Raw genomic sequence first — 14872 nt, forward strand, 5'->3', positions numbered from 1 at the left:
CCCGGGAGTCTTCCGGGGGCGGCCGCGGCGTGTGGGTCGGCAGGTCGGACGGTGGGGTGCGTCAGAGGGGGGCCTGGCTGCGTCAGAAGGGGGTCAGGGTGAGGGTGATCTCCTTCGGGGCGCTGTCCTCGATGTACGAGGCGAAGCCGGCGACGTCGTCGAAGGCGAAGCCGTAGGCCCGGCCGTCCTGGGTGGCGGCGTGCATGGCCTTGGCGTAGTGGTTGGTCAGCCGCTGCCGGTAGAAGGCGGCGGGGTCGGTGGTGGGCTGGTGCGCCTGGGAGACCAGGGTGGAGCGGTTGAGGGCCGCGCCCAGGACGGCGGCGACCGGGCCGAGGGTGCCGTCGTTGGGGGCGGCGAGGGTGCCGTCGCAGAAGAGGACGTCGCGGGTGGACGGCTTGTCGAAGGAGACCGTGCCGGGCCCCGTGAAGGTGAGTTTGCCGCCGCTGACCCGGCCGGTGAAGGTGCCGGCGTTGGTGGTGACGGTCAGGTCCTTGGCCGCGTAGGCGGACCAGGCCTCGTCGATGGCCGGGGCGAGGTGGTCCTTGGCGAACAGCCCGCTGTCGAGGCCGTGCCCGGGGGCGATCACCCGCTTGTCGCCGATGACCAGCCGGTCGAAGCCCTCGGCGGCCTTGACATCGGCGAAGATCCGGTCGCGGGCGCCGTCCTTGAGCGTGCCGGTGGTCTGCTCCTTGGCCCCGGAGAGCTTGATCGCGAGCGGCACGCTGAACATGTCGACCATGGTGGTGTTGCAGTACAGCCCGCCGGAGTTGTGGGTGAACTCGGCGCAGTCGTGGAGGACGTCGTAGTTGGGGTCACCGGAGACCCAGCCCGCCGGGTAGGCGAGCGCGGGCTTGCCGTTGCCGTCCTTGACGGCCTTGAACTTGAGCTTGCTGCCCAGCGCGACGTAGATCCGCCCGGACATCTGGGGCAGTTGGACGGTCGTGGCCCCGCTCGCGGCGAGCGGAATGGCGTAATCGGTGTACCCGTCCGGCCCGTTGTCGCCGAGGGCCACCGGCTTGAGCCCCCCGTCCGGCCCCACCCACACCTGCTGCGCCCCGTCATTCCCCACGATGTACACCCACACCGAGGAATTCCCGTACGCCCCTGAGTTGTTGAGGATTCGCAGGGGGACCGCCCCCGCCGCCCGTTGTTGCCGCGAGGCACTCCTGGCCGCCAGAGGGGTGCCGAGGGCCTGGCCGGCCAGGGCGATACCGGAGGCGGTGGCACCGGCGGCGGCGAGGCCACCGAGCAGGGTACGACGAGTGATCACGGGGTGGCTCCTTGCGGGGTGGCGGCGGCTGATGCGGGCTTGCGGTCCGTACCGGCGGCTGCGGCTGATGCGGGTTTGCGGTCCGTACGGGCGGCTGCGGCTGTTGCGGGCTTGTGGCCCGTACGGGCGGCTGCGGGCTGTTGGACGGAGACCGCTACGTGGTTGACGAGGAGCGAGCCGCCGGGGCGGGTGGCGTCGGTGGGTGTCGTCTTGCCCGCGACACCGTCCGGGAACGCCCCGCCCATCGCGAGGTTCAGCAGCAGGAAGTGGCCGTGGTGGGTGGCCTTCGCCCAGGTGTCGGCATCCATCTCGGCCGACGTGACGGTGTGGAACTTCTGCCCGTCGACATACCAGTTCAGCGACTCCGCGGCGCCGTTGGTACGGTCCAGCTCCAGCGCGTACGTGTGGTAACCGGCCTGGCAGGCGCTGCCCGGGCACTCGCGGGAACTGCCCTTGCCCTGGGTCTCGTTGCACGGCCCGCCGGGGTTGACGCCGCAGTGGAGCGTTCCCCAGACCTTGTTCATGCCGTTGACGTTCTCCATGACGTCGAACTCGCCGATGCCCGGCCAGTTCTGGTAATTGCCGCGGTAGTCGGCGCCCAGCGTCCAGAAGGCGGGCCAGTAGCCGAGCGCGGCGTCGCCGGTGACGTCGGGCATCCGGATGCTCGCCTCGATGCGGAGCTTGCCGCCGGCCGGGGCCGCGAAGTCGGTGCGCCGGGTCTCGATGCGGCCCGAGGTCCAGGTGGCGCCGTCCTTCCGTGCGGTGATCTTGAGGTGGCCGGCGCCGTCGAGCTGGAGGTTCTCGGGGCGGTCGGTGTACGTCTCGCGTTCGCCGGTGCCCCAGTTGCCGGGGCCTCCGGGGTAGCCGGTACCGGTGTCGATGATCCAGTCGTCGCCGGAGGGGCGTGATCCGGCAGCGCCGTCGAAGTCCGTACGCCACACTTCCTGGAAGGCGGTCGCGGCGCGCGTGGTGCGGGCGGTGCTCGGCGGGTGCCCGGTGCCGGTCGTAGGGGCCGCTTCCCCCGCGGAGGCGGTGGGGAGGGCGAGGGCGAGGGAACAGGTGCTGACGAGTGCGGTGCTCACGGCGAAGAGCACCGCTCTTTTCCTCATGCTCATGACATTCTCTCCTCGGCAACAGTGGGGGGTAGTGAGGAGTTCCAGGGGGTACCCGTGGGGGACACCATGCTTGAGAGCGCTCTCATGACGTCCTCACTGCACCCTGCCGACTCGACGGCACACCGTCAAGTCACCGAGTCGAAAAAGGAGTTGTAACGTGCCTGAGCCGAACGGTGGGCGGCCCACGCTGGAGGCGGTCGCGGCGCGCGCCGGCGTCTCCCGCGCCACGGTGTCCCGCGTGGTCAACGGCGGGGCGGGCGTACGGGAGGCGGTCCAGGAACGGGTCCGCCGAGCGGTGCAGGAGCTGGGTTACGTACCGAACAGCGCGGCCCGCACCCTGGTCACCCGCCGCACCGGAGCGGTCGCCGTGGTCATCGCGGAACCGGAGGCCCGGGTCTTCACCGACCCCTTCTTCGGACGTCAACTACGGGGCATCAGCCGGGAACTGGCCGCCGCCGACACCCAGCTTCTGCTGATGTTCGTCGAGCACCGCGCCGACTACGACCGTATCGGCCGCTATCTGGCGGGGGGACATGTCGACGGTGCGCTGATGTTCTCGCTGCACCGGGACGACCCGCTGCCGGCCATGGCCGAGCGCGCCGGGCTGCCCACCGTGTACGGCGGCCGGCCCGGCTGGGTGGGCGCCGACCGCGCGCCGCGGCCGCTGTACGTCGACACGGACAACCGCGACGGCGCCCGCCAGGCCGTACGCCATCTCCTCGAACGCGGCCGCCGGCGGATCGCGGTGATCACCGGCCCGCTCGACCAGACGTCGGCGCTGGACCGGCTCGACGGCTATCTGGACGCGCTGGGCACGAGCGCGCCCGATCCGCGGCTGATCGCGGACGGCGGCTTCACGGCGGAGGGCGGCGAGCGCGCCATGGCCACGCTCCTGGGAACCGCGCCCGACCTGGACGCCGTCTTCGCGTGCTCCGACCTGATGGCGAACGGCGCGCTGCGGACCCTACGGGCGCACGGGCGGCGGGTCCCGGACGATGTGGCGGTGGTCGGCTACGACGACCTGGAACCGGCGGCCTGGGCGGACCCACCGCTCACCACGGTGCGGCAGGACGTGGAGGAGATGGGCCGGCTGATGGCCCGACTGCTGCTGCGGCTGCTGGATACGCGGCGGACGGGGGGCGGGCAGGGCCCGGGGTCGGCGGGGGACGACGGTGCGGAGGTGGCGGGCGGTGCGCGTGTCGGCGGCACGGATCTCGAGGCCGGGGTGGAGGGCCTGGCGGCTGCGGCGGGGTTGACGCCGGTGATCACGGAGGCGCGGTTGGTGGTGCGGGAGTCGACGTAGGGGCCGCGCGGCCTCTGGGGCCCGGCCCGGACGGGTCTGTCCACGACGGGGGCTGTCCCGGAGGGGCCCGGCCCGGACGGGGGCTGCCCCGGAGGGGGCCCGGCCCGGACGTGTGCCCTCCCGGCGGGGCCCGGCCCGGACCGGTGCTGTCCCGGAGGGGCCCGGCCCGGATGGGATAGGCGCCTGTTCCGGCCGGCCAGGAGCGGAGGCGGGCCCCGATCGGTATGGGCACGGGCCGCTCCCCTCCCGCCCCCGGACGGGGAAGCTCCGGATAGCGGACTGCGGGTACCGTTCGTCGGCATGGGGCCGGAAGGAAAAATCGAAGCCGAGATCACGGTACGCAGGGCGCTGGAGCTGCCTGCCCTGCGGCGCGGGCTGCCGGAGGTGCTGGCCGGCGGGGACCGGCTGGACCGCGCGGTGCGCTGGGTGCACGCGGGCGAGGTCCCGCACATCGCCTCGCTGCTCAAGGGCGGCGAGCTGCTGCTGACCACGGGTCTCGGACTGGGCGCCCGGCCGTCCGAGCAGCGGGCCTTCATCCGTAAGCTCGCGGACCGCGAGATCGCTGCTCTCGTCGTGGAGCTGGGCTCTCGTTTCGAATCGCTGCCCCCGGCCCTGGTGGAGGCCGCACGGGACTGTGGTCTGCCGCTGATCCAGCTGCACCGCGAGGTCCCGTACGTCACGGTGACCGAGGCCATCCACACGGAGATCATCAACAGCCACTACGCGCTGCTGCGTCGCGCCGATCAGATCCTGCGCCGGTGTACCGACGTCCTGCTGCGCGGCGGTGGCGCGCCCGAGGTGCTGCGGCTGCTGGCCGTCTTCACCGGCAACCCGCTCTGTCTTGAGGCCCCGGACGGCAGCCCGCTGTACGCCGCGGGCCCGGACGGCGGCGACGAGGAGGGGGCCGCCGACGCCGATCCGCTGCTGGCCTGGGAGGGCCTGCGCGATTCGGGGGTCCGCATCGACGTGCCCGGTGGCGGGCCCGGCCCCGATGCGGTCCGCGCCCGCCTGGTGCTGCTGCCCGTCAACGCGCCCGTCGCACCGGTGCACCGGATCGCCGCGGAGCGCGCCGCCGATCTGCTCGCCGTCGTGATGCTCCAGTCCCGTCAGGAGGAGGTGCTCGCCGCCCGCGGCCGCGGCGACTTCCTCGCCGATCTGGCGGAGGGCCGCATCTCCGCGGCCGAGGCGCCCGCGCAGGCCCGGCTGCTCGGCTTCCGCCCCGGCTCGGAACCGGTCCTTCCGGTGGTCATGCGGCTACCGGCCGGCCTTCCCACCCCCAACAGCTGGGCGCTGCTCGCCCAGACACTGCGCGAGGAGCTCGCCGCCCTCGGGGCGCCCGTACTCCTCGGCGTACGCCCCGTGGAGGGCCGGGTACCGATGCTCGTGGCGCTGCGCGCCGGCCAGCAGCGCGAGGCGCTCGCGGACCGGGTCGCCGAGGCGCTGCGCGCCGGGGTGGTCCGTGCGGGACTGGACCGTCCGACGGCCCACCGCCCGGTGGTCGTCGTCGGCGCGGCGGGTGACTGGGCGGCGGCCGGCCCCGGTCTGCGCCACGCCGCGGAGGCCGCGGCGGCCGCCCAGGGCCTGCCCGAGCAGCCCTGGTACGACGCGCGCCGGCTGGACATCGAGTTGCTGCTGTGGCGGATGCGCGAACACGGCGAACAGGGCGTGCTCAGCGATTTCGTGGAACGCGCGATCGGCCCGCTGCTCGCCCATGACCGCGGTGCCCGCCAGCCGTTGCTGCCCACTCTGGAGGCCTATCTGGCCAGCGCGGGACGCAAGGCCGAGACGGCGCGCGATCTGAACGTCAACCGTCAGACCCTCTACGACCGGCTGGCCCGCATCGCGCAGCTGTTGGGCACCGATCTGGACGATCCGCAGACCGTACTGGGCCTGCGCCTGGCCCTGCGCGCCCGTCGCCACGCCGACCGGCCGTAGCCCCGGCGGGGGAGAACGACACGCGCCCGCCGCCCACCCGTCACACCGACGGGTACGGCCACCGGTACGTGCACGTGTGCGGCTACGACTGGGTCAACTCGTCGTAGACGCTGAGTACTTGGGTGACGGTGTCGTTCTCGGTCGGCCAGCCGGCCGCCTGGATGCGGCCGGCCTCGGCGAGGGCGTCCCGGCGGGCCGGGTCCGCGAGCAGTGCGAGGACGCTACGGGCCAGGGCGGCGGCGTCCCCGTAGGGGACCAGTTCCGCGGCGCGGCCGACCAGTTCGCGGGTGCCGCCGGTGTCGGTCGCGACCAGCGGCACTCCGGCGCGCAGCGCCTCCTGCGCGATCAGCGAGCGCGCCTCCCACTTGCTGGGCAGCACCACGAGGTCGGCGGCGGCGAGGAGTTCCGGTACGTCGTCGCGACGGCCGAGCAGCTGGACGGGCAGTTGCTCCAGGTCGATCCGGCGCTGCAGCGCGGCCCGTTGGAGGCCCTCCCCCGCGATGGCGACCAGCGGCTGGGGGTCGAGCGCGCACCAGGCGTGTGCGGCGTCCAACAGCAGATCGTGGCCCTGGCCGGGGTCGAGACGGCCGACGGCGAGCAGCAAGGGGCGGCCGGTCGCGCCCAGTTCGGCCCGCTCCTTGTGGCGCATCCGGTCGCGTTCCTCGGGCTCGGCCGGCGCCCCGCTGGAGCGGGGCCGCGGAATGGCGACCGGCGCGAGCCGGGCATCGCGCGCACCCCGCTCACGTGCCCGGTCCACGAGGTCGGAGCAGGCCCCCAGGACCACGGCGGCGGCCCGGGCCACCCGACGCTCCATCAGGTGCACCACTCCGGCCCGCGCGCCCTCGGTGTGCGGACTGGTGTGCCAGGTGATGACCAACGGGACGCGCCGCGCTCCCCGGGGGCCACGCAGTCCGCGCAGCGCCATCGAGGCGCGCAGCCCGGCCCGCAGACCGTGCGCATGGACCAGATCGGCGTCCCAGCAGGCGCTGCGCAGCGTTGCCACGCTCACCGGGTCCATCCGCGGAGGAACGTGGACGAACCGCGCGCCCGCGCCGGTGAAGTCGTACGCGTTCTCGGTTTCCGGTGTGGCACAGACGGTGACCCGGACGCCGCGCGCCACCAGCCCTTCGGCCAGCGAACGGACATGGGCCGCGCTGCCGGCGCCGCCGTACCCCAGCACCTGGACCGTGCGCAGCGGTGACAGCCCGTGCGTCGAGGTCGGGGTACTGATCACGTGTGCGGGACTCCTGGGTCGAGGCGGAACGGGCCGTACCGGTAGGTCGGTCCGCTGGGTGCGGGCGCTGCGCGGCGCGCCACCGGGCGGGCCGGCCCACCGGAAGACGGCAGGACGCAGCGAGCGCGCCCGGAACCGCGCACCGGGCCCAGGATGCCAGTCCGGCGGCGTCAATTCGGCACCGTCCGCCCGCCGTTCCGGTGGGAAGTCTCACCCCAGCGCCCTTGAGATCACTCACACGGATGACAATCCGCCCGCGTGGGTCAACTGTACGTACGAGTGAGCCGCCCCCCGGAGCACGCCATTCGCCTCATCGGGAGGCGCGCACGACGCCCTCACTCCGCGACACAGCACCTGTGCGCCGCCTGTGCGAAGGGCCGCAACCCTACGGGTCGGGCGCACTGTTTTGGCGGGGCGCGCGGCTGCGCCTCATCCCCCCACCCCCGAACCCACCCCCCGCCCCCTCCCCCGAAGGGGGAGGAGGGGGAGGGGGCGGGGGAAGCCACGGCCTCCCGCCGCCCCCGCGCACCGGCTGACGCGGTCCCCCGCGGCCGTTGCCGTGAGGAGGGCCGCGGCGTGGAGGGTCAGGCCGGTGCGGCCGTTGCCGGTGGCGATGGCAAGGCCCAGGGCGGCGCCGAGGGCGTGGGCGCCGGCGTCGCCGAGCATGGTGTGTTCCTGCAGGTCGTCGCGGGCGACCGCGGCCACGGATCCGATGGGTGCGGCGGACAGCGGTCCCGCGGGGCCGCGCCGCAGGAGGCCGGGGGCGCCGAGGGCCAGTACGGCGCCGGCGGCGCGGCCGGGGCGGACGTCCAGGAGGTTGACCAGGTGCGCCGAGCCCGCGATGACCACGCCCGCCAGGAGCTTGTCGGCCGGGCGTTCCTTCAGGAGGGCGCCCGCCGCGAGTCCGGCGGCACCGATGCCGAAGAGTTTCACGGCCCCGCTGGTGACCTCGCGGTTCCGCAGTGCCGAGAGGTGGGCCCGGAATCCGCGGCGGGGATCACTGGCGCCGAAGACGTCGTCGTACGCACCGCAGGCCCCGGCCGCCAGTACGGCCAGCGCGGACGCCGCCCGGGTGCGGGCCGGGAGTCCCGGTGCGGTGGCCACGGCGAGGGCCGTGCCGGTGGCCGTGGCGAGGCCGGCGTGCAGATGGACGGTGCGGCCGGCGTGGTTCTTGCGCTCCCACAGGACGGCGCCGCCCGGTGGCCGGCTCTTCAGTGCCCGGTAGGCGGCCCGGGTCGCGCCGGCCGCCCCCAGCAGCGTCGAGATCCGTGTCAGCACCGTGCCGCCTGTCGCCGCCACCATGTCACTCCCCTCGCCCGGCACCCTGCCGGGCTCGAACTCCCGTCACCCTAGGGGGCGGCAGCGGACCGGCCGGCCCCGGGGAGCGCCGGCGGGCGGTCAGCGGCCGGTGCGGGCCGTTTCCAGGAGTTCCTCGGCGTGGGCGCGGGCCGTTTCGGAGTCCTCCTGGCCGGCGAGCATCCGGGAGAGTTCGCGGACCCGCTCCTCGCCCTCCAGGATCGTGACGCCGCTCCTGGTGACCGAGCCGTCGTTGGTCTTCGCCACCAGGAGCTGGCGGTCGGCGAACGCGGCGACCTGCGGGAGGTGGGTGACGACCACGACCTGGGCCGACTTGGCGAGCCGGGCCAGCCGGCGGCCGACCTCGACGGCCGCCTTGCCGCCGACGCCCGCGTCGACCTCGTCGAAGAGGTAGGTCGGTACGGGGTCGGAGCCGGCGAAGACCACCTCGACGGCGAGCATCACCCGGGAGAGCTCACCGCCGGACGCGCCCTTGGCGATCGGCCGGGGCGGGGCGCCGGGGTGCGGGGCCAGGAGGAGTTCGACCTCGTCGGCGCCGGCCGGTCCGTAGGCGACGGTGCGGCCGCCGACCACGATGCCGTCGGCGTCCTCGGGCACCTCGGTCTGCCGGATCTCGACGGTCACCCGGGCGTGCGGCATGGCCAGTTCGGCGAGTTCGGCGGTCACGGCGTCCGCGAAGCGCGCGGCGGAGGAGGTGCGGGCATCGGTCAACGTCTGGGCGAGTTCGCCCAGTTCGGCGCGGAGGGCGTCGCGCTCGGCGGTGAGTTCGCCGATCCGGTCGTCGTCGCCGTCCAGTTCGGCGAGCCGGGCGGCGCTCTGCTCCGACCAGGCCAGCACCGCGGCGATGTCCGCGCCGTATTTGCGGGTCAGCTGGTTCAGGGCGGCGCGGCGCTCCTCGACCGCGGCGAGCCGCAGCGGGTCGGCGTCGAGGTTGTCGGCGTAACCGGCGAGCTCGCCCGCCACGTCGGCCATCAGGATGCCGAGCTCCCCGAGGCGGTCGGCGAGGCCGGCGAGCTCCGGGTCGTGGCTGCGTACGGCTTCCAGGGCGCGGTGGGCGCCGGCGACGAGCGTGGTGGCCTCGACGCCTTCGGGGTCCTCGGGGTTGCCGGCCAGCGCGGCGTGCGCGGTGGTGGCGGCGGAGGCGAGTGCCTCGGCGTGGCCGAGCCGCTCGGCCTCCGCGGCGAGTTCGGTGTCCTCGCCGGGCTGCGGTTCGACCGCGGCGATCTCGTCGAGGCCGAAGCGCAGCAGATCGGCTTCCTGTGCGCGTTCCCGGGCCCGTGTGGTCAGCTCGTCCAGCTCGGCCGTGACGGCCCGCAGCCGGCGGTGCGCGGCGGTGTATTTGGCGAGCGGGACGGCGACCGCGTCGCCGGCGTAGCGGTCCAGGGCCTGGCGCTGCCGGGCGGGGCGCAGCAGGCCCTGCTGGTCGGTCTGGCCGTGCACGGCGACCAGGTCGTCGGCCAACTCGCCCAGCAGGCCGACGGGTACGGAGCGGCCGCCGACGTGGGCCCGTGAGCGGCCCTCGGCGGAGACGGTGCGGCTGATCAGCAGGGCGCCGTCGTCGAGCTCGGCGCCGGCCTCCTCGGCGCGTACCGCGGCCGGGGTCTCGGGGCCGACGCTGATCCTGCCCTCGACGACGGCCGACTTGGCGCCGATCCGCACGAGGGCGGGGTCGGCGCGCCCGCCGAGCAGCAGGCCGAGGCTGGTGACGACCATGGTCTTGCCGGCGCCCGTCTCGCCGGTCACCGCCGTGAAGCCCGGGGACAGCTCGACTACGGCGTCGTCAATGACGCCCAGGGACCGGATCCGCATCTCCTCCAACACGGATACGACCTTACGAGGTCCGGGGGGCGCCCCGCGACGGCCTCCCCTCCCCCGCCCGCCCGGTACTGCGGAAAACCCCACCCGAAAGCGGAGGGTTTCCGCATGGTGCCCGGTGCCGCGGGGCCGCCAGGCTGAGCACGGTTCCGGGACGACGGCCCCGCGGGGTTCCGGGACGACCACGCAGGTCATCACAGGGGCGGCCACGCGGGCCGCGGTCCGTTGTGACCGCTCTGATCACGGTTGCGAAACGAAAGGTGCGTTCATGCCCAGCGGATTGGCGCGCGCGGCGTTGCGCGGGCACCGGCCGGCGTTCGCGGGGACGGCGGTGGCGGCGCTGTTCGCCGCCGCGGTCGTCGGGGCGTCGGTGACGATGCTCGCGGCGACCGGCGGGGACGGCGTTCCGGTCGCCGCGCGGCGGGCGATGGCGGCCCATGGCGTCGGGGAGATGGCGCTCGTCCTGCTCCTCGGCTCGGTCTACCTGTCGGTCTTCGTGGTCGCCTCGACGATGGGGACGGCCGTCGCCCAGCAGCACCGGGAGTTCGCGATGCTGCGGGCGGTCGGTGCGCGTCCGTGGCAGATCCGGCGGGCGGTCGCCGTGCAGGCGGTGATGGCGGCGGTGCCGGCGGCGCTCGCGGGGTGTGCGCTCGGTGGGGTGCTGGCGCGCTGGTGGTTCGACGGCATGGTGGCCCGCGGCCTGATTCCCGTCGGGGTGGCCTTCCGGTTCAGCTGGGTGGCGCTGCCGGTGTGCCTGGCGGTCGCGGTGGTGACGTCGGCGCTGGCCGGGCTGCTCGCGGCGGCCAGGTTCGCGGGGCTGCGGCCCGCGCGGGCGCTGGTGGAGGCGGCGGCCGGGCGGCGGAGGCTGGGTCCGCTGCGGCTGCCGCTGGGGCTCCTGGCGACGGCGGGCGGGGTGCTGCTCTCCCGGCTGCTGGCCGATCAGCCCGCCGGGAAGGCCGGTCAGGGCGCGTTCCTGGTGCTGCTGCTGTTCTGTGCCGGGGTGGCGTTGCTGGGGCCGCGGCTGGTGGGCCCGGCGGCGTGGCTGGTGTCCCGGCTGGTCGGGCGGTGCGGCGGCGCGGCCGGGCTGGCGATGCGGAACGTCACGGCGCAGTCCCGCCGGTTCTCCGCGGCGGTGGTCCCGCTGGTGCTGGTGGTGGCGTTCGGCACCACGAAGATCGCGCTGCACACCACCGCGCAGCATCTGACGGGTTCCGCCGGCCCGCCCGACGCGGTGTGGCTGGACTACGTCGGCACCGGGCTGTACGCGGGGTTCGCCGCCATCGCCGCCGCCAACACCCTCGCCGTGATCACCGCCGAGCGCCGCCGTGAGCTGGCGCTGCTGCGGTTGATCGGTTCGTACCGCCGGCAGGTGCGGGCGATGGCGACCTGGGAGGCGGCCGTCGTCGCGGGCACCGCCCTGGTCCTGGGCACGGCCATCGCCCTCGTCACGCTCGCCCCGGTGCTCCGGCGGACGTTCGGTGCCGCGCTGCCGTACGTGCCCTGGACGACGGCCGCCGCGATCGCCGGCGGCACCCTGCTGCTCGCCCTGCTCGCGACCGGTGTGCCGGTCCATCTGACCCTGCGCCGCCGTGCCACGGACACCCTGGCCGCGGCCTGACCACCCTTGATGAGGTATCCGATGAACGACCGCCGCGGCCCCGGCCGCTCCCCCCGCCCGCGCGGCACGCTCACGTGGTTCGCCGCCGTGACGGCCGTGACCGCGCTGACCGCCACCACCGCCTGCGCCGGCGGTCCGGCCGCCGCGCCGGACCCCGCCGCTTCCCGTCCGGCGTCCGCCGCCCGTGCCTCCCTGGAGGGCGTCTGGCGGATGGACGGCTACGGGACCCTCGTCACCATCAAGGGCCGCAGCCTGCGGACGTACGAGACCACCGCCGTCAGCTGTCTGCCGGGGGTCGTCACGGGCACCCGGGCGGGCGCGCCCGACGCGCGGGGCCGGAGCCGGTTCACGGTCCCGGATGCGGCACCGCTCACGGTGACCCCGGAGGGGGCCGGCGGCGCCCGGCTGACGAGTGCGGACACCGCGGGCCGGCGGACCCTGCACCGGATCGCCGCGCTGCCGGGCCGGTGTGCGCGGCGCCCGTCGCGCGATCCCCGGGCGGTCTTCGACGTGTTCTGGCGGACCTTTGCCGAGAACTACCCGTTCTTCCGGGCGAAGAAGGTCGACTGGGCGGCGGTCCGCGACCGCTACCGTCCCCGGATCACGGCCCGGACCAGCGATGCCGAACTGTTCGCGGTGCTGCGGGCGATGATCGAGCCGCTGCACGACGCGCACACCCGGGTCGTGGCCGGCCCCGCCCGGTGGTTCGCGGGGAAACGTCCCGGTACGGTCCTGCCCACGCCGGCTTTCACCGCACATGTCGACAAGGCGATAGCGGCCGGCCTCGGCCCCGGTGTCCACCCGTACCGGTGGGCGCGGGGCAAGGTGTCCTACGCCGATCTGCCCGGCCGTATCGGGTACTTCCGCGTCACCCAGTTCGCCGGGTACACGAAGAAGGGCGACTACGCGGGGGACGTCGCCGCGCTCGACCGGGCCCTGGACGCGGTGTTCACCAAGGGCCGGACGCGGGGGCCGGGGGCGCTGCGGGGCCTGATCGTCGACGTCCGGCTGAACGGCGGCGGCGCCGACCCGCTGGGCCTGCGCATCGCCTCCCGGCTCACCGACCGCGGCTACCTCGCGTACCGCAAGCGGGCGCGCAACGACCCGCGGGATCCGGCGCGGTTCACCACGCCCGTGCCGGTGCGGGTCCGGCCGCACCACGGCCCGGTCCACACCGGCCCGGTGGTGGTGCTCACCGGCCGGCTGACCATCAGTGCGGGCGAGACCTTCACCCAGGCCCTGATGGGCCGCTCCCCCGCCCCGATCCGGATCGGGGAACACACCCAGGGGGTGTTCTCCGACATCCTGGACCGCGGCCTGCCGAACGGCTGGCGCTTCGGCCTGCCCGACGAGGAGTTCCTGACGGCCGGCGGCCGGACCTTCGACGGCGCCGGGATCCCTCCGGCCGTGCCGGTCCCGGTCTTCGCCGACGCGGATCTGGCCGCCCGCCGGGATCCGGCGCTGGCCCGCGCCAGGGCCCTCCTCGCGCGGTCGTCGTGAGCGGCCGCTAGTGGGGCGCGCCCCGCCAGCCCGCCACCGGGAGGGCGAACTTGGCGACCAGGCGGTCGGTGAACGAGGCGTGGTGCAGCCGTGCCAGGCGGACCGGCACCGCGCCGCGGCGGACCTCGACGCGGGCGCCGGCGGGGAGTTCGACGCTGCGGCGGCCGTCGCACCACAGCACGCCGTGCGGTGTCTTGGGCTGGACCTCGACGGCCAGGACCGAGCGCGGCGAGGTGACCAGCGGCTTGGCGAAGAGGGCGTGGGCGCTGATGGGGACCATCAGCAGCGCCTCGACCTCGGGCCAGACCACCGGGCCGCCGGCCGAGAAGGCGTAGGCGGTCGAGCCGGTGGGGGTCGCGCAGACCACGCCGTCGCCGCCGAAGCGGGAGACCGGCCGGCCGTCGACCTCGGTGACGACCTCCAGCATCCGCTCGCGCGCGGCCTTCTCCACGGACGCCTCGTTGAGCGCCCAGTCGGTGTGCACGACGTTGCCGTTGTTGCGGACGAGGACGTCGAGGGTCATCCGCTCCTCGACCTCGTAGGCGCGGGTGACGACCCGGTCGACGACCTTGTCGAGGTCGTCGCGTTCGGCCTCGGCGAGGAAGCCGACCCGGCCGAGGTTGACGCCGAGCATGGGGACGCCGGACGTCCGGGCGAAGTCCGCGCCGCGCAGCAGGGTCCCGTCACCGCCCAGGACCACCAGCAGTTCGCAGCCCTCGGCCGCGCACTGCTCCAGCTCGACGCGTTCCACCGAGGGCGGCAGCGGCAGGTCCGCGGCCTCCTCGGCCAGTACCCGCACCCCGATGCCGCTGCGCAGCAGTCCCTGGACGACGAGTTCGGCGCTGCGGACGGCCGCGGGACGGCCGGTGTGTGCGAGCAGGAACACCGTCCGCCCGGCTCCGGTGTTCTCGTGTGCTGCGCTGCCTTCAACTGCCTGGGTTGTGGTCAACGAGGCCCCTCCGCCACTGCACGGTCGACATCCGCCGGGTCGAGTGCAGGCGCCCCGGCGCGCAGCCACAGAAAGTACTCGACATTCCCGGAAGGTCCAGGCAGCGGGCTCGCAACTACTCCAAGTACGCCAAGTCCGAGTTCCGCCGCCCGGGCCGCGACGGCGGTGACCGCCTCGGCCCGCAGCGCGGCGCTGCGCACGACCCCGCCGCTGCCCAGCCGCTCCTTGCCGACCTCGAACTGCGGCTTGACCATCAGCACCAGGTCGGCGTCCGGCGCCGCACAGCCGACCAGCGCGGGCAGGACGAGCCCCAGCGGGATGAACGAGAGGTCGCCCACGACGAGGTCGACGGGCCGGCCGTCGATCTGCTCCAGCGTCAACTCGCGGACGTTGGTGCGGTCCTTCACGGTGACCCGCTCGTCGCTCTGCAGCGACCAGGCGAGCTGGCCGTATCCGACGTCGACGGCGACGACGTGTCCGGCGCCGGCCCGCAGCAGGACGTCGGTGAAGCCGCCGGTGGAGGCGCCGGCGTCCAGCGCCCGCCGGCCCTCGATCTGCAACCCGCGCGGGGCGAAGGCGGCGAGGGCCCCGGCGAGCTTGTGGCCGCCGCGCGAGACGTAGTCGGGGTCGTTCTCGTCGGTGCGGACGACGACGGCCGCGCTGGTCTCCACCTGGGTGGCCGGTTTGCTCGCGGTGGTGCCGCCGACGGTCACCCGGCCCGCGGCGATCAGCTGGCTGGCGTGCTCGCGCGAACGGGCCAGCTTGCGGCGCACCAGCTCCGCGTCGAGTCGGCGTCGTGCCACTCCTGCCACCTGT

11 protein-coding genes are annotated in these 14872 nt (G+C 74.8%); 4 read left to right on the forward strand and 7 right to left on the reverse strand.

What is annotated here, in order from left to right:
* Nucleotides 1–82: 82 nt before the first annotated feature.
* Both ACFV1J_RS36230 and ACFV1J_RS36235 read right to left on the reverse strand, forming a co-directional pair.
* Complete coding sequence (locus tag ACFV1J_RS36230; RefSeq protein ID WP_385865539.1) at nt 83–1270, reverse strand: beta-1,3-glucanase family protein; 1188 nt, start codon at nt 1268–1270, stop codon at nt 83–85.
* The gene (locus tag ACFV1J_RS36235) at nt 1267–2385 is read right to left on the reverse strand and encodes a glycoside hydrolase family 16 protein (protein ID WP_385865541.1); all 1119 of its coding nucleotides are present in this window, start codon (nt 2383–2385) and stop codon (nt 1267–1269) included. Before ACFV1J_RS36235 ends, ACFV1J_RS36230 begins: the two co-directional genes overlap by 4 nt.
* 157 nt (nt 2386–2542) lie before the next feature.
* On the opposite strand from ACFV1J_RS36235, the gene ACFV1J_RS36240 reads away from it, so the two are divergent.
* Together ACFV1J_RS36240 and ACFV1J_RS36245 are read left to right on the forward strand one after the other, a co-directional pair.
* Nucleotides 2543–3688, forward strand: a complete 1146-nt coding sequence (locus tag ACFV1J_RS36240; protein WP_385865543.1) for a LacI family DNA-binding transcriptional regulator — start codon at nt 2543–2545, stop codon at nt 3686–3688.
* A gap of 300 nt (nt 3689–3988) precedes the next feature.
* Nucleotides 3989–5623 carry a PucR family transcriptional regulator gene (locus tag ACFV1J_RS36245; RefSeq protein ID WP_385865545.1) on the forward strand — a complete coding sequence of 545 codons (1635 nt, stop codon included), beginning with the start codon at nt 3989–3991 and terminating at the stop codon, nt 5621–5623.
* Between the two features lie 82 nt (nt 5624–5705).
* Here ACFV1J_RS36245 and ACFV1J_RS36250 read toward each other — a convergent pair whose 3' ends face one another.
* The 3 genes from ACFV1J_RS36250 to recN all read right to left on the reverse strand — a co-directional run bounded on the left by ACFV1J_RS36250 (nt 5706) and on the right by recN (nt 9983).
* Nucleotides 5706–6857, reverse strand: a complete 1152-nt coding sequence (locus tag ACFV1J_RS36250) for a glycosyltransferase family 4 protein (RefSeq protein WP_385865546.1) — start codon at nt 6855–6857, stop codon at nt 5706–5708.
* A 429-nt stretch (nt 6858–7286) separates the two neighbouring features.
* Complete coding sequence (locus tag ACFV1J_RS36255; protein ID WP_385865548.1) at nt 7287–8159, reverse strand: hypothetical protein; 873 nt, start codon at nt 8157–8159, stop codon at nt 7287–7289.
* Nucleotides 8160–8255: 96 nt separating this feature from the next.
* Nucleotides 8256–9983 carry a DNA repair protein RecN gene (gene recN / locus ACFV1J_RS36260; protein WP_385865588.1) on the reverse strand — a complete coding sequence of 576 codons (1728 nt, stop codon included), beginning with the start codon at nt 9981–9983 and terminating at the stop codon, nt 8256–8258.
* Between the two features lie 274 nt (nt 9984–10257).
* On the opposite strand from recN, the gene ACFV1J_RS36265 reads away from it, so the two are divergent.
* Nucleotides 10258–11607, forward strand: coding sequence for an FtsX-like permease family protein (locus ACFV1J_RS36265; RefSeq protein WP_385865549.1), 1350 nt, complete (start codon nt 10258–10260; stop codon nt 11605–11607).
* A 21-nt stretch (nt 11608–11628) separates the two neighbouring features.
* Nucleotides 11629–13107 (forward strand): S41 family peptidase, encoded by a 1479-nt coding sequence (locus ACFV1J_RS36270; protein ID WP_385865553.1) that lies wholly within the window; start codon nt 11629–11631, stop codon nt 13105–13107.
* 7 nt (nt 13108–13114) lie between these two features.
* On the opposite strand, the gene ACFV1J_RS36275 is transcribed toward ACFV1J_RS36270, so the two are convergent.
* Nucleotides 13115–14056, reverse strand: coding sequence for an NAD kinase (locus ACFV1J_RS36275; RefSeq protein WP_385865555.1), 942 nt, complete (start codon nt 14054–14056; stop codon nt 13115–13117).
* A complete protein-coding gene (locus ACFV1J_RS36280) occupies nt 14053–14868 on the reverse strand; it encodes a TlyA family RNA methyltransferase (protein ID WP_385865558.1) in 816 nt (271 codons plus the stop codon). Before ACFV1J_RS36280 ends, ACFV1J_RS36275 begins: the two co-directional genes overlap by 4 nt.
* Nucleotides 14869–14872: the final 4 nt, after the last annotated feature.

The organism is Streptomyces sp. NPDC059649 (assembly GCF_042734445.1).
Taxonomy (GTDB): Bacteria; Actinomycetota; Actinomycetes; order Streptomycetales; family Streptomycetaceae; genus Streptomyces.

Bases quoted from the DNA above. Each gene is read 5' to 3' on its own strand.
- ACFV1J_RS36245 (WP_385865545.1), top strand. From the start codon at position 3,989: ATGGGGCCGGAAGGAAAAATCGAAGCCGAGATCACGGTACGCAGGGCG.
- ACFV1J_RS36235 (WP_385865541.1), bottom strand. From the start codon at position 2,385: ATGAGCATGAGGAAAAGAGCGGTGCTCTTCGCCGTGAGCACCGCACTC.
- recN (WP_385865588.1), bottom strand. From the start codon at position 9,983: ATGCGGATCCGGTCCCTGGGCGTCATTGACGACGCCGTAGTCGAGCTG.
- ACFV1J_RS36270 (WP_385865553.1), top strand. From the start codon at position 11,629: ATGAACGACCGCCGCGGCCCCGGCCGCTCCCCCCGCCCGCGCGGCACG.
- ACFV1J_RS36265 (WP_385865549.1), top strand. From the start codon at position 10,258: ATGCCCAGCGGATTGGCGCGCGCGGCGTTGCGCGGGCACCGGCCGGCG.
- ACFV1J_RS36255 (WP_385865548.1), bottom strand. From the start codon at position 8,159: ATGGTGGCGGCGACAGGCGGCACGGTGCTGACACGGATCTCGACGCTG.